The organism is Streptococcus sp. NCTC 11567 (genome assembly GCF_902141215.1).
Taxonomy (GTDB): domain Bacteria; phylum Bacillota; class Bacilli; order Lactobacillales; family Streptococcaceae; genus Streptococcus; species Streptococcus dysgalactiae.
The window spans coordinates 330,153-346,016 of record NZ_LR595857.1 but is presented as its reverse complement, the minus strand read 5'-3'; the positions used below and the strand labels follow the sequence as shown (position 1 = coordinate 346,016).

The 15,864-nt window shown below is 42.1% G+C and carries 8 protein-coding genes, 3 tRNA genes, 3 rRNA genes and 1 pseudogene; 3 read left to right on the top strand and 12 right to left on the bottom strand.

All coding sequences use genetic code 11. The annotated features are described in order from the left end of the window. Window positions 1-18: 18 nt before the first annotated feature. A pseudogene (locus FQT67_RS01880) lies at window positions 19-369 on the top strand (IS30 family transposase); the annotation flags it as partial. Here the strand turns inward: FQT67_RS01880 and FQT67_RS01875 are convergent. From FQT67_RS01875 to FQT67_RS01820, 12 genes are all read right to left on the bottom strand, one after another. Beyond that, window positions 286-768 (bottom strand): sigma-70 family RNA polymerase sigma factor, encoded by a 483-nt coding sequence (locus FQT67_RS01875; protein WP_003057148.1) that lies wholly within the window; start codon window positions 766-768, stop codon window positions 286-288. The pseudogene FQT67_RS01880 and the gene FQT67_RS01875 sit on opposite strands and share 84 nt — an antisense overlap. Window positions 769-859: 91 nt before the next feature. Next, a tRNA-Arg gene (locus FQT67_RS01870) sits at window positions 860-933 on the bottom strand. Between the two features lie 83 nt (window positions 934-1,016). After that, window positions 1,017-1,090: transfer RNA gene (locus tag FQT67_RS01865), tRNA-Asn, on the bottom strand. A 5-nt stretch (window positions 1,091-1,095) separates the two neighbouring features. Next, a 5S ribosomal RNA gene (gene rrf / locus FQT67_RS01860) occupies window positions 1,096-1,211 on the bottom strand. 93 nt (window positions 1,212-1,304) lie between these two features. Next, window positions 1,305-4,207 (bottom strand): 23S ribosomal RNA (locus tag FQT67_RS01855). 161 nt (window positions 4,208-4,368) lie between these two features. After that, a tRNA-Ala gene (locus FQT67_RS01850) sits at window positions 4,369-4,441 on the bottom strand. A 53-nt stretch (window positions 4,442-4,494) separates the two neighbouring features. Next, window positions 4,495-6,043 (bottom strand): 16S ribosomal RNA (locus FQT67_RS01845). Together the 16S, 23S and 5S rRNA genes with 3 tRNA genes alongside form the textbook arrangement of a ribosomal RNA operon. Window positions 6,044-6,386: 343 nt before the next feature. After that, window positions 6,387-7,310, bottom strand: a complete 924-nt coding sequence (locus tag FQT67_RS01840) for an ABC transporter ATP-binding protein (RefSeq protein WP_003057816.1) — start codon at window positions 7,308-7,310, stop codon at window positions 6,387-6,389. After that, complete coding sequence (locus tag FQT67_RS01835; protein WP_003060269.1) at window positions 7,303-8,373, bottom strand: ABC transporter ATP-binding protein; 1,071 nt, start codon at window positions 8,371-8,373, stop codon at window positions 7,303-7,305. The genes FQT67_RS01840 and FQT67_RS01835 overlap by 8 nt, the downstream gene beginning before the upstream one ends. 8 nt (window positions 8,374-8,381) lie before the next feature. Continuing rightward, a complete protein-coding gene (gene oppC / locus FQT67_RS01830) occupies window positions 8,382-9,308 on the bottom strand; it encodes an oligopeptide ABC transporter permease OppC (protein WP_003049687.1) in 927 nt (308 codons plus the stop codon). Further along, window positions 9,308-10,810: an ABC transporter permease gene (locus tag FQT67_RS01825; protein WP_003057826.1), complete on the bottom strand. Its 1,503-nt coding sequence runs from the start codon at window positions 10,808-10,810 to the stop codon at window positions 9,308-9,310. The genes oppC and FQT67_RS01825 overlap by 1 nt, the downstream gene beginning before the upstream one ends. 65 nt (window positions 10,811-10,875) lie before the next feature. Beyond that, entirely contained in the window at window positions 10,876-12,846 is a 1,971-nt protein-coding gene (locus FQT67_RS01820; RefSeq protein WP_046177392.1) for a peptide ABC transporter substrate-binding protein, read from the bottom strand. Window positions 12,847-13,176: 330 nt separating this feature from the next. Here FQT67_RS01820 and pbp3 point away from each other — a divergent pair, with 330 nt between their 5' ends. Next, entirely contained in the window at window positions 13,177-14,415 is a 1,239-nt protein-coding gene (gene pbp3, locus FQT67_RS01815) for a D-alanyl-D-alanine carboxypeptidase PBP3 (protein WP_046177393.1), read from the top strand. A 143-nt stretch (window positions 14,416-14,558) separates the two neighbouring features. Continuing rightward, window positions 14,559-15,740, top strand: a complete 1,182-nt coding sequence (locus FQT67_RS01810) for a serine hydrolase (RefSeq protein WP_046177394.1) — start codon at window positions 14,559-14,561, stop codon at window positions 15,738-15,740. The last annotated feature ends 124 nt before the right edge of the window (window positions 15,741-15,864 follow it).

Sequence of the window (15,864 nt, the reverse complement as noted above, 5' to 3'; positions counted from 1 at the left end):
TTTATAAAAATTGTTCAGAAAAGTGTTGCCTTTTCAGAACATTGGATCAATCATTATCCTAAACGACTCTTCAACTACAAGTCGCCAGTAGAAATGTTAAAACTGGCTAACTTCAACTTGAAATTTGGCTCAAGCTCTCAAAAACTATCAACTAATCTAAAAATTCTTTCAGCAGCTTTCCCACTTACTCGTTTTTCTAAAAGTTTGAGACTATCACCCCCACTCAACATCCAGAGAAAAAGGCCAGAGGCATCCCCTCTAGCCACAACCAATCTCTCCAAAACCTCACCCTTGGTCAAACCCACTAAAGTAAGGACGAACCTTCCTAAGCAAAGCCTGACGCCCCTTGAACCGTTCCCCTCTCACTAAGGCCTGAAACTGCTTCCGATCCGCTTCACTTAAGGCCTCCTCCACTTGTACTAAAACCTCCCGATAGGCCACATAATCATCCAACCATAACCCGCCAGCTGGAATCGCATGCGCCACATCCCCTATCTCCTCATAAGCCATCTTGTCAAACTGGCGTTTCTGACTTTCTTGCCGACGCAAGACATCTTTCAAATACGACGAAAACTTGGTTTTAAAATACCGATACAAGCGAGCCTCATCTCCTACTAACTCTGGGTGACGTTCCAACAACTTCACTAAAACCAAATGCCCCTCTTGTAACCAGTCATCCGTCTCCCACAACTGTAAGTAATAATGACGCTTCAGCTTTAAAATAATAGGTTTGACCTTCTCAAAAACCTCCCCTGTCTCTAACGACATCCCGATTCTCCTTTTCTTTTAAACTATCCCTAGTATAAAGAGAACCACAAAAAAACAACAGGACATTTTTGTCCTATTGTTTTTCTCATCATGCACCCTAGAGGAGTCGAACCTCTAACCGCCTGATTCGTAGTCAGGTACTCTATCCAGTTGAGCTAAGGGTGCCAACGCATATCTTGCTTGTCTCTATCTTACCACACTCTTCTCTAAAATGCAAAAAAAGATAGGACTCTTCCTACCTCTCTCTACTCCGCCAGTAGGACTCGAACCTACGACATCATGATTAACAGTCATGCGCTACTACCAACTGAGCTATGGCGGATAAACGCTAAGCGACTACCGTATCTAACAGGGGGCAACCCCCAACTACTTCAGGCGTTCTAGGGCTTAACTACTGTGTTCGGCATGGGTACAGGTGTATCTCCTAGGCTATCGTCACTTAACTTTTGAACCTCCTTATTCTCATAAGGACTGTCCACTCAAAATTGAATACCTATATTCTAACAAGAACCTTCTACGCTTGTCAATCTCTTTCTTCGGATAAGTCCTCGAGCTATTAGTATTAGTCCGCTTCATGTATCACTACACTTCCACTTCTAACCTATCTACCTGATCATCTCTCAGGGCTCTTACTGATATAAAATCATGGGAAATCTCATCTTGAGGGGGGCTTCGCACTTAGATGCTTTCAGCGCTTATCCCTTCCCTACATAGCTACCCAGCGATGCCTTTGGCAAGACAACTGGTACACCAGCGGTAAGTCCACTCTGGTCCTCTCGTACTAGGAGCAGATCCTCTCAAATTTCCTACGCCCGCGACGGATAGGGACCGAACTGTCTCACGACGTTCTGAACCCAGCTCGCGTGCCGCTTTAATGGGCGAACAGCCCAACCCTTGGGACCGACTACAGCCCCAGGATGCGACGAGCCGACATCGAGGTGCCAAACCTCCCCGTCGATGTGAACTCTTGGGGGAGATAAGCCTGTTATCCCCAGGGTAGCTTTTATCCGTTGAGCGATGGCCCTTCCATACGGAACCACCGGATCACTAAGCCCGACTTTCGTCCCTGCTCGAGTTGTAGCTCTCGCAGTCAAGCTCCCTTATACCTTTACACTCTGCGATTGATTTCCAACCAATCTGAGGGAACCTTTGGGCGCCTCCGTTACCTTTTAGGAGGCGACCGCCCCAGTCAAACTGCCCGTCAGACACTGTCTCCGATAGGGATAACCTATCCGGGTTAGAGTAGCCATAACACAAGGGTAGTATCCCAACAACGCCTCCGTCGAAACTGGCGTCCCGACTTCAATGGCTCCTACCTATCCTGTACATGTGGTACAGATACTCAATATCAAACTGCAGTAAAGCTCCATGGGGTCTTTCCGTCCTGTCGCGGGTAACCTGCATCTTCACAGGTACTAAAATTTCACCGAGTCTCTCGTTGAGACAGTGCCCAAATCATTACGCCTTTCGTGCGGGTCGGAACTTACCCGACAAGGAATTTCGCTACCTTAGGACCGTTATAGTTACGGCCGCCGTTTACTGGGGCTTCAATTCAGATCTTCGCTTACGCTAAACCCTCCTCTTAACCTTCCAGCACCGGGCAGGCGTCACCCCCTATACATCATCTTACGATTTAGCAGAGAGCTGTGTTTTTGATAAACAGTTGCTTGGGCCTATTCACTGCGGCTGACCTAAGTCAGCACCCCTTCTCCCGAAGTTACGGGGTCATTTTGCCGAGTTCCTTAACGAGAGTTCTCTCGATCACCTGAGGCTACTCGCCTCGACTACCTGTGTCGGTTTGCGGTACGGGTAGAGTATAATTAAACGCTAGAAGCTTTTCTTGGCAGTGTGACGTCACTAACTTCGCTACTTAACTTCGCTCCCCATCACAGCTCAATGTTATAAAGATAAGCATTTGACTCATCTTACACCTCACTGCTTAGACAGGCTCTTCCAATCGCCTGCTTTAGTTAGCCTACTGCGTCCCTCCATCACTTTATACTCTAGTACAGGAATATCAACCTGTTGGCCATCGGATACACCTTTCGGTCTCTCCTTAGGTCCCGACTAACCCAGGGCGGACGAGCCTTCCCCTGGAAACCTTAGTCTTACGGTGGACAGGATTCTCACCTGTCTTTCGCTACTCATACCGGCATTCTCACTTCTATGCGTTCCAGCGCTCCTCACGGTACACCTTCTTCACACATAGAACGCTCTCCTACCATGACACTAACGTGTCATCCACAGCTTCGGTAATATGTTTTAGCCCCGGTACATTTTCGGCGCAGGGTCACTCGACTAGTGAGCTATTACGCACTCTTTGAATGAATAGCTGCTTCTAAGCTAACATCCTAGTTGTCTGTGCAACCCCACATCCTTTTCCACTTAACATATATTTTGGGACCTTAGCTGGTGGTCTGGGCTGTTTCCCTTTCGACTACGGATCTTAGCACTCGCAGTCTGACTGCCGATTATATCTCGTTGGCATTCGGAGTTTATCTGAGATTGGTAATCCGAGATGGACCCCTCACCCAAACAGTGCTCTACCTCCAAGAGACTTAACATCGACGCTAGCCCTAAAGCTATTTCGGAGAGAACCAGCTATCTCCAAGTTCGTTTGGAATTTCTCCGCTACCCACAAGTCATCCAAGCACTTTTCAACGTGCCCTGGTTCGGTCCTCCAGTGCGTCTTACCGCACCTTCAACCTGCTCATGGGTAGGTCACATGGTTTCGGGTCTACAACATGATACTAAGTCGCCCTATTAAGACTCGGTTTCCCTGCGGCTCCGTCTCTTCAACTTAACCTCGCATCATATCGTAACTCGCCGGTTCATTCTACAAAAGGCACGCTCTCACCCATTAACGGGCTCGAACTTGTTGTAGGCACACGGTTTCAGGTTCTATTTCACTCCCCTCACGGGGTGCTTTTCACCTTTCCCTCACGGTACTGGTTCACTATCGGTCACTAGAGAGTATTTAGGGTTGGGAGATGGTCCTCCCAGATTCCAACGAGATTTCGCGTGTCTCGCCGTACTCAGGATACTGCTAGGGCTCAAAAGAATTTTAAATACGAGGCTATTACTCTCTTTGGCTTACCTTCCCAGGTAATTCTTCTATCCTTTTAAAGTCCCACGTCGCAGTCCTACAACCCCGAGAAGTAAACTTCTCGGTTTGCCCTCCTGCCGTTTCGCTCGCCGCTACTAAGGCAATCGCGTTTGCTTTCTCTTCCTGCAGCTACTTAGATGTTTCAGTTCACTGCGTCTTCCTTCTCATAACCTTAACAGTTATGGATACTAGCCAGTAGCTAGTGGGTTCCCCCATTCGGACATCTCTGGATCAGCGCTTACTTACAGCTCCCCAAAGCATTTCGTCGTTAGTCACGTCCTTCTTCGGCTTCTAGTGCCAAGGCATCCACCGTGCGCCCTTATTAACTTAACCTTATCTTTTACTAGTATATCTTAACTAGAAAAACTCTTGATTATTCACAGCGTTTTCGGTTTATTTTCTTGTTACTATTCGTACAATCAATTTCTTGATCGTGGAATTTGATATAGATATTCAATTTTCAATGGACAGTTTCTAGGATATCTCTATCCTAATGGAGCCTAGCGGGATCGAACCGCTGACCTCCTGCGTGCAAAGCAGGCGCTCTCCCAGCTGAGCTAAGGCCCCACAAGACCTCTCAAAACTAAATAAGACGACCCTAACGTGTTCCATTTCCTTAGAAAGGAGGTGATCCAGCCGCACCTTCCGATACGGCTACCTTGTTACGACTTCACCCCAATCATCTATCCCACCTTAGGCGGCTGGCTCCTAATAGGTTACCTCACCGACTTCGGGTGTTACAAACTCTCGTGGTGTGACGGGCGGTGTGTACAAGGCCCGGGAACGTATTCACCGCGGCGTGCTGATCCGCGATTACTAGCGATTCCGACTTCATGTAGGCGAGTTGCAGCCTACAATCCGAACTGAGATTGGCTTTAAGAGATTAGCTTGCCGTCACCGGCTTGCGACTCGTTGTACCAACCATTGTAGCACGTGTGTAGCCCAGGTCATAAGGGGCATGATGATTTGACGTCATCCCCACCTTCCTCCGGTTTATTACCGGCAGTCTCGCTAGAGTGCCCAACTTAATGATGGCAACTAACAATAGGGGTTGCGCTCGTTGCGGGACTTAACCCAACATCTCACGACACGAGCTGACGACAACCATGCACCACCTGTCACTCCTGCCCCGAAGGGAAAGCCTATCTCTAGACCGGTCAGGAGGATGTCAAGACCTGGTAAGGTTCTTCGCGTTGCTTCGAATTAAACCACATGCTCCACCGCTTGTGCGGGCCCCCGTCAATTCCTTTGAGTTTCAACCTTGCGGTCGTACTCCCCAGGCGGAGTGCTTAATGCGTTAGCTCCGGCACTAAGCCCCGGAAAGGGCCTAACACCTAGCACTCATCGTTTACGGCGTGGACTACCAGGGTATCTAATCCTGTTTGCTCCCCACGCTTTCGAGCCTCAGCGTCAGTTACAGACCAGAGAGCCGCTTTCGCCACCGGTGTTCCTCCATATATCTACGCATTTCACCGCTACACATGGAATTCCACTCTCCCCTTCTGCACTCAAGTTCTCCAGTTTCCAAAGCGTACAATGGTTGAGCCACTGCCTTTAACTTCAGACTTAAAGAACCGCCTGCGCTCGCTTTACGCCCAATAAATCCGGACAACGCTCGGGACCTACGTATTACCGCGGCTGCTGGCACGTAGTTAGCCGTCCCTTTCTGGTTAGTTACCGTCACATGGTGGATTTTCCACTCCCACCATCATTCTTCTCTAACAACAGAGCTTTACGATCCGAAAACCTTCTTCACTCACGCGGCGTTGCTCGGTCAGACTTCCGTCCATTGCCGAAGATTCCCTACTGCTGCCTCCCGTAGGAGTCTGGGCCGTGTCTCAGTCCCAGTGTGGCCGATCACCCTCTCAGGTCGGCTATGTATCGTCGCCTTGGTGAGCCGTTACCTCACCAACTAGCTAATACAACGCAGGTCCATCTCATAGTGATGCAGTTGCACCTTTTAAATGTTTAACATGGGTTAAACACTTTTATGCGGTATTAGCTATCGTTTCCAATAGTTATCCCCCGCTATGAGGTAGGTTACCTACGCGTTACTCACCCGTTCGCAACTCCTTGGACCGGTGCAAGCACCAGTCCTCAGCGTTCTACTTGCATGTATTAGGCACGCCGCCAGCGTTCGTCCTGAGCCAGGATCAAACTCTCATTAAGATGTGTTTGAACTTACTCGTTCTTTCTGTCGCTGACAGATTTATTTCTCGTTTTTGACGGGTAATATGTCTCCATATCACCCTCACGTTTGGTTCGTCTTATTCAGTTCTCAAAGGTCTTGCCCTCTTTCGAGACAACTATTTTATTCTATCAACTTTTACTAACTTTGTCAACAACTTTTTTACTCTTTTTTTTCGAATACTTCAGTCGCCAACGTCTGCTCAGCTGACAGCTTTATTAGTATACGATATTTAACCTCCTGATGTCAACAGCTTTTTGAGGTTTTATCAAAGTTTTTCCCGATGAGCTTAAATAAAAAGAAAAAAAGAGGAAATTCCTCTTTTTATTGTTCTGCTTTATACTTTTCAACTTCTGCTTGATTAGCCCACACAAAGTGATTTGGCTTAATTTCAACCATCGTTGGTTTATCTTCTGTATAGTCATGTTGCTCTGGGTTATAGACAATAAGCTCTTTTTGACGTTCCAATATTGGATCTGGAATCGGAACAGCTGATAAAAGAGATTTTGTATACGGGTGGATAGGATTATTGAACAGTTCTTCTGTTTCAGCAACCTCCACAATAACACCTTTATGGATAACCGCAATACGATCTGAAATAAAACGAACAACTGATAGGTCGTGGGCGATGAAAAGATATGTAAGTCCTTTTTCGGCTTGCATTCTTTTAAGAAGATTCAAGACCTGTGCTCGAACAGAAACGTCTAGAGCGGAGATAGGTTCGTCAGCAATGACAAATTCGGGATTCATCACTAGGGCTCTAGCGATACCGATCCGCTGGCGTTGGCCCCCTGAAAATTCGTGAGGATAGCGAGTCAAATGTTCTGATAACAAACCAACTTCGGCCATCATGTTCTTAATCTTTTCCTTACGCTCTTCTTCTGTTTTGAACAGATTAAAATTATAAAGACCTTCTGAAATGATATAGTCAACAGTTGCACGTTCATTCAGACTAGCTGCAGGATCTTGGAAAATCATTTGAATCTTACGAATGAGCTCATTTGATTCTGATTTTGACTTTCTTCGATTGATAACTTTTCCATCATAAAGGATGTCGCCAGAACTGGTATCATTCAAACCAATAATAGCACGACCAATTGTTGTTTTACCACTTCCAGATTCTCCAACTAAAGAGAAAGTTTCACCTTTTTTGATAAAGAAATTGGCATTTTTAACCGCAACAAATTTTTTCTTTCCCTCTCCGAAGGAAATTTCTAGGTCTTTAACTTCGACTAATTTCTCAGACATTTCCTTCCTCCTGTCGTGACATTTTTTTCAAGATTTTTTGATGTAAATCTTGAATAACTGCCGGTTTCTGAACTTTTGGCGCCTCTGGGTGCAAAAGCCATGTTTTTGCCCAATGAGTATCAGACACACTAATAGCAGGTGGTGTCTCTTCGAAATCCAAAACCATAGCATATTCTGAGCGAAGCGCAAATGCATCTCCAACGATTGGCGAATAAAGTGACGGTGGTGTCCCTGGAATTGAGTAAAGTTCTCCTGACTCATTGGCTAATTGCGGTAAGCTTGACAATAAACTCCATGTGTAAGGATGACGTGGATCATAGAAAATTTCTTCAACAGTTCCAAACTCGACAATTTCACCAGCATACATGACAGCAACCTTGTCAGCAATACTTGCCACAACACCTAAATCATGAGTGATAAAAATAATCGTAAAATGGTACTCTTTTTGAAGTGATTTCAACAATTCAATAATTTGGGCTTGTATTGTAACGTCGAGAGCTGTTGTGGGCTCATCACAAATCAGGATATCTGGGCGGCAAGCTAACGCAATGGCAATAACAATACGTTGGCGCATACCACCTGAATATTCAAATGGATAGTCATCAAAACGCTTTGTCGCATTTGGAATACCAACTTTATTCATATAATCAAGCGCCAATTCTTTGGCTTTAGAATGGCTAACTTTTTGATGCTTGATAATGACCTCTGTAATCTGGCTACCAATGGTTTTGATAGGACTAAGACTGGTCATTGGATCTTGGAAAATAGTAGCAATTTTTGAACCACGAATCTTAGCCCATTCCTTATTCGTTTTTAGTTCTGTTAATTCTTGACCACGGTAGACAATCGAGCCGTTGGCAATACGTCCATTAGACTCCAACATCCCTGTAAAGGTCTTGGTTAAAACAGATTTACCTGAACCTGATTCTCCTACAAAAGCAAGGACCTCTCCTTCAACAAGCTCTAAAGAAACGTTCCGAATAGCCGTTAAAACACGGTCGCGCACGTCGAATTCCACCACCACATCTTTGGCAGTTAAGATTACATTATTTTCTTTTGTCATTTTAACTCCTATCTATGTGAACGTGGGTCGCTGGCATCTGCCAGGTTTTGTCCGACAATATACAATGGTAATGATACTAAAATCAACGTTACTAAGGGAATCCAGAAGAGGTAAGCATTTGTTGTTAAGTTGCTAGAATAATTAGCAATCAAACGCCCTAAGCTTGGAGTCGTGGTTGGTAAACCAATCCCAAAGAAGGATAAGAAAGCCTCAGAAGACACGTACACTGGTAACATTTGTGACAACATGGTCATGATAACTGAAACCAATTGAGGCAAGAGGTTCTTAATGGCAATTTTGTACATTGGTGTTCCTAGGGTTTGGCTAGCAAGGTTGTACTCCAAATCACGGTAACGTAAGATTTGCACACGGATAGAGTAAGCTACACCGATCCATCCAGTGATACAGAAAGCTAAAATCAAATTCCAAAAACCAGCACCTAATGAATAGGTCAAAACAATGATAATTAACATTGAAGGAATGTTTGAGATGACATTATAAATCTCAATCATAACTTTATCAAATGCTTTAGAAACTCCCCAAATAGCTCCTAAAATAACTCCGATAGTCACATTAATCAATGTTGCTATAACAGAAATTAAGATAGAATTACGCGCTCCATACCAAACACCATCAAACAAAGATTGTCCGTTTTTATCTGTTCCAAACCAGTATTCGGCGTTGGGCCAAATATAACGTTTCGAGAAATCGTTGATATTACTCACATCACCAAAGTCATAATTCGCAAACATTGGGTAAATAAAACTCATCAATAAGATGGTCACTAAAATCATTAGCATGAAGATAGTAGACTTTTTAGAGAAAAATTGACGGAATACGGATTTCCAATAAGAATAAGCAGGGGTATCAATCACTTCGGAGGCTCTGCTATCGCGCTCAACAAATCGAAATTTTGATTTATCAATCGTTTCCATTACTTACCTCCTTTTTTAGTTGACAATTTAATACGTGGATCGACAATTGTCATAGCAATATCTCCTAACAGTAGAGATACAATTGACAAGACAGTGAAAATAAAGGTTAACCCAACAATCATTGAGTTGTTAGCTGATTTGATAGAATCAATCAACATTTTCCCCATACCTGGGAAGGCAAAAACCGTCTCTGTTAATGTCGCTCCACCAATCGCAAGAATAATACTTGCCGGAATACCTGAGACAATCGGAACCATAGCATTTTTGAAAAGGTGGTCTCTATAAATTTCAGATTCTGATAACCCTTTTGAGCGAGCAAACCGTACCCAATCACTAGCCTGAAGGTCAACAAGATAGCGACGGAACCAGATAACTGTACTTGGGATACTTAAAATTCCCAAAATAAGAGCTGGCAATACGTAAGATTTAGGGCTAGACGCTCCTAGCATAGGAAAACTATCTGGCAAGCCAACCATACTTCCTAGGAAGCGAACAACATAGATAACGGCAATACTTGGTAAGGCAAGCATGAAGGTCATGGTTGCTGTTGAAAAACGATCAAAATAGGTATTTTTAAAGCGTGCCATAAATAGACCGAGAGGTAGTCCAATAACATAAGCAATTAGGACACCAAAGAACCCAATAACAAAGGAATTGTGAATCATTGATGGGTCAACATAGTTATTAATGGTCTTAGTATATGAATCGCCCTTACCATAGTTTGCTTTGGTAATATCATCCATTGATTTTGGATTTTTATAAGTACGACTGTAAATATCCACTGATGATTTTTTAGTCACTCCTGATGGGAAAGTAACATCTTGAAGAGCTGTTCGTCCTTGTCCTTGTGAAATAACCTGAAGAACAGGAATATTGCTGTATGTTGGATAAGATGTTCCTAAGTTTAGGGTAACAAGGTTTTGGTGAAGGTAAGGGAACTTGCCATTGGCATAAACAAGGTATTTGTGTTGTGTCCCCGATCCAACAAGTGACCAGCCAATAGATTTATCATTTTCAAGGCGAACATATCTAGCTAGATTAGGGTTATTCTTGTCTTGAATTTTCCAAGGATGGTCAATAACAACTAAGTTTGAAAAGAAGTTCCAAACACGTTCGTAAATAGGAATCTTACGAGTAGCATAGAATTTTTTGCTAACCGGGAAACGTTTTAGCTGCCAGCCATTACCGAGGGAATGAATATATTTCTCATAAATAACCTTGTTAGCACTAGTCGCTTCAGTCGTTACACTACTATCTATTTTAGAAGCATTATCTTTTAATTCTTTACTTGAAAAGTAATTAATATACCCCATACGTTGGAAGGTTAAGCTTTCATAAGCAGCCTTTTTATCTGGTGTCGTCGTCATCTTATTGTAGTTAGGGTCTTGTTTAAAGATAAGACCGACAGGGACGAGGGTATATACGATGGTGTATGTTAAAGCCGTTACCAGAACAACCGATACTAACGATCGTAAGATACGGTTTAAAATGTATTTTTTCATAGTTATCCTCAACAGTTCAAAAGAACTTTCTCAATTAAACGAGAAAGTTCTGTTTGAACATCGTTTTATTTTTCAACGTGATCAGCTAATTTCTCAGCATATTCTGCGTTTGATTTAGCCTTTGCTTTCAACCATTTTTCTTTTGCTTTTTCGTATTGTTTTGCTGTGACAGGTTTGTCTTGAAGTTTCATTCCTTTATATGCTAGAGGTCCTTTAGCACCTGCCCAAGAGAAGCCGCCGCTAAATGGAATAGCTTTAGAAACACGAGGAGTACCACCCAAGGCCACAACCGGAATATCTACAGCACTATCAGTAAGGTAGGCTTGTGCTTTTGCATAAGCTTTGTAACGAGCATCGTTATCGTCTGTAATTGCTGCTGCTTCATCAAGAAGAGTTTGGTAGGTATCAAGGCCTGCAGCTGCCACAACATCCTGATTTTGACCTGCTTTGATTCCAAGTTTTTGGATAACAGATCCACCACCTACTGGACTCATGATGTCAAGGTAGGTACGTGGGTCTTGGTAGTCTGGTCCCCACCATGATGAAATGATATCGTAGTCTTGTTGTTCTGGGGTCTCAGCATAGAAGCCTTGGGCTTCGTGAGTTGATGTTTCTGTTTCAAGAACATTGACAATGACATTTTCTTTACCAAGTGATGCTTCAACAGATTGTTTAAAGGATTGAGCCTCTTGAACAGTTGCTGCGTTGGCTTGGTCAACAGGATAATCTAATTGAACTGGGAAGGTTACACCTTCAGCTGTCAAAGCTTCTTTGGCTTTTGCAAACTCAGCTTTTGCTTTTTCAGGATTATAAAATCCATCTTGAGCATCTTTTAAATTAACATCTTTCCATTCATCACCCATGGTAGCAAGGTCTTTTTCAACTTCTGAACCAAAGTCATTTTCTCCGATGGTCACAAAAGTTGGTGGCACAAGCATGTTACGTAAGGCTTTTGTTTTGGCATCCTGACCTACAGTTTGTGCTTGGAATGATGCACGGTCAAAAGCAAACTGGATAGCTTGACGGAAGTCCTTGTTGTTAAGAGCTTTCTTACCGGCATCTTGTTGTGCAGGGTCTTTCTTAGTATTTTTGAAAGAAGTACGGTTCAAATTCCATGTTAAATGACGGATATCACCAGTCAACATTCCGTAAGTAATGTTATCAGCATAGTTTTTCTTAGCTGATTTGTAGGTAGGGTCATTTGGGTAAAGTCGTGCAACGCTGAACTCACCCTTGTCAAAGTTCTTGTAGAAAGAACCTGGGTCTGAACCATCTGAGTAAGTCAATTTAACAGATTCTATCCCAACATTCTTAGCATCCCAGTAGTTTTCATTTTTATGGAATTCCATAGATGATTTTGAGGTGAAGGCGCTCAAGAAGTAAGCACCATTAACAAGGATTGATGATGGATCGGTTGTACCAAAATCTTTACCTTTTGACTTCAAAAATTTCGCATTAACTGGGAAAAGCACACTATAAGTTGTTTTTGAATTCCAGTAGCTTTCAGGCTTGTTTAAAGTATACTGAACAGTTTTATCGTCAAGGGCTTTGACACCAACTTCTTTAAAATCTACTTCACCATTTTGGTAAGCCTTTAAGTTTCTTATTGAATCTTCAACAACGTAAAGAGCATCTGATTTATCGTCAACCGCGTGCTTCAAACCAGTCACAAAATCTTCTGCTGTTACAGGTGCGTATTCTTCACCATCAGCCGTGTACCAAGAGACACCATCGCGAAGAGTATAAGTATATGTCAGACCGTCTTTTGAAACCTTCCAATCTTTAGCAAGTGATGGTACTAAATTACCATACTCATCGTTTTCCAAAAGACCATCAACCATTTGTGTTATCACATCAGTCGTTCCGCCACCATTTGTTAAAATGTAATCCAACGATTTTGGATCGTTAACAAACACATACTTGTAAGCTTTAGTTGCATCTGAACCGCCTGAGGCATTTTTGCCACCACAAGCTGCTAAAACGGATACTGATAATACCGCAACACCTAGAGTTGCTAACCATCTACTTTTCTTCATAAAAGTCACCCCTAAACTTTATTTTCCATTTGTGAGAATTGATAAATGAAATTGGTTAATTGAAAACATTATATCATAAAAATTTCTTAAAGAAAATAATGTGATGAAAAATTATCTGAATATTTCGTAGAATTTTCTCTATTTTATTCACTCTAAGAAACGGAATTCTGTTAAATCCTTTTTAAGATTGGATTGTTGATTATTTTAATGTAGCTACTTCTCTCTCATGATAGCGTTTTATTATTTCATTTTTCTTCCAATGGTCTCCTCTGACTTGGAAGAAAGATATGATATAATTAAAAAAATGACACTTAATAAGGATAGATTACTATGATAAAACGATTGTTTGTTGTGCTGCTCATTACCCTAGCTTTTGGAGCTACTCCTGTCAACAGCGATGATTTTTCAGTAGCTGCTAAACAGGCTATTGCTGTAGAAGTTGATAGCGGCAAAATTTTATATGAAAAAGAGGCCGATAAAGCTGTTCCTGTGGCATCAATCACCAAGCTGTTAACGACTTATTTAGTTTATAAAGAGATTGCCAATGGTAAATTAGAGTGGGGAAGTTCCGTAACGATTTCTAATTACCCATATGAATTGACCACAAATTACAGTATTAGCAATGTTCCTCTCGATGCACGAAAATATACTGTCAAAGAATTGCTAAATGCTTTAATCGTGACGAATGCCAATAGTCCTGCTATCGCCTTAGCCGAAAAAATTGGAGGTACTGAACCAAAATTTGTCGACAAGATGTCACAACAATTGAAAGAGTGGGGAATTTCTGATGCTAAACTAGTCAATGCAACCGGTCTACCCAATCACTTTTTAGGGGAAAATAAGTACCCTAAAACAGAAGATGAGGATGAGAACCTCTTTAGTGCTAGAGATTTAGCCATTATCGCTAGACACCTCCTTACAGAATTCCCAGAAGTCTTAAAAATAACCAGCAAGCCATCTGCTAATTTCGCAGGGCAAACCATTTATAGCTACAACTATATGCTCAAAGACATGCCTTACTATCGCGATGGGGTCGATGGACTCTTTGTTGGTTATTCCGAAAAAGGTGGTGCTTCTTTTGTAGCAACTAGCTTGGAAAATCGCATGCGGGTTATTACTGTTGTCTTAAACGCTGATCAAGCTCAAGAAGATGAGTTTGCTGTTTTTAGCGCGACTAACCAATTACTCCAATACCTTTTAACCAACTTCCAAAAAGTTCAGGTTCTTAATAAATCCAAAAGTGGTCAAGTCAAAGCTTTTCCTATCTTAGATAGCCCTAATAAAAGTGTTCCTTTGGTAGCAGAAAAAAACTTATCCCTCATTAAACCCGCTAATAGCAAAATCAAAAAGGCACTTCATATCACTAAAGATTCGTCAATCATCAGCGCTCCTGTTAAAAAAGGACAAGTCTTAGCAAAAGCTACTCTTCAAGACCAACACCTTATCGGACAAGGCTATCTGGGTGAAACACCCTCTGTCAATCTTGTTGCTCAAAAGGATACTCCTCGAAGCTTCTTTTTAAGAGTTTGGTGGAATCATTTTGTCCGTTATGTTAATAATTCCCTATAACTTTCCGATATCATTGTTACTACGACTGAAGCTTCATGTTTCCTTCAGTCTTTTTTCTTTTATAAGCTATTTTTCAAAAAAACTTCACATTGTATTAGTGGAATGATATAATAAGATGATATTATGTTTAAAGGAGCCGAAAATTGATCAAAAGAATTGCATTAGTTATATTTACAGTGATGTGTTTTTTAATAATGCCTGTCAGTCACGCGGAAGATATCATGGATATTACAAGGCAAGCAGGTTATACCATTAGTGAGGTTAATCGTCCCAAAGCTTCTATTGTTGTCGATGCAAATACTTCTGATATTCTTTGGCAAGATAACATTGATATTCCTAGAGATCCTGCCAGCATGTCTAAGATGTTTACTCTCTATGTCTTGTTCGAAGAACTTGCTAAAGGGAAAATTACCATGGACACAACGGTAACAGCTACTGAAACTAATCAAGCCATCGCTAAAATTTATGAAATTAGCAATAACAATATCGTTGCGGGAGTAGCCTATCCTATCCGCGACCTCATTACCATGACTGCCGTTCCTTCTTCGAATGCTGCAACTGTGATGATCGCCAACTACCTATCAAATAATGATGCTTCTGCTTTTATTGACCGTATCAATGCTACTGCTAAAAAACTGGGCATGACCAATACGCATTTTTCAAACGCGAGTGGGGCTGCAGCTCAAGCTTTTCAGGGCTACTATAATCCAACTAAATATGACTTGTCAGCTGCTAATATCACAACTGCACGTGATTTAGCAAAATTACTATATGCCTTTTTAAAGAAATACCCACAAATCATCGACTTTACCAATCAATCTGTAGTGCATACGATGGTAGGAACACCTTACGAGGAAGAATTTCACACCTATAACCATTCACTCCCTAATAATCAATTTGGTATGGAAGGCGTTGATGGTTTAAAAACAGGGTCTAGTCCTAGTGCTGCTTTCAATGCTATGGTAACAGCTAAGCGAGGTAATACTCGGCTCATTACCATTGTTATGGGAGTAGGAGACTGGTCGGATCAAAATGGAGAGTTTTATCGTCATCCTTTTGTGAATGCTTTAACTGAAAAAGGCTTTAGCGATAGCAAATCTCTGACTAAAGCCGCTCGCAAGAAATTGGAAAAATTAGTACCACAAAAAAAGAAAGAGAATCTACCCAAACAACATCGGACTAAGCCAGCTAAAAACTATTCGACTCTAGAAAAGGTCGAACAGTTTATCAATCACAACCACACTTTCTTCATCATTTGCTTAGGAATCTTTATGGTTGTTATCCTCTTACTCGCTATCATCGCCTATACAATGGGACGTCAATAAAAATTAATATCAAAAGCCTTTGTTTACCCCAATAAACAAAGGCTTTTTTGCCGTCATTTGTCGAATACTTTTCTTAATACTAACTAAAAAAACTAACCACTCTGGGTTAGTACTTCGATTGAAA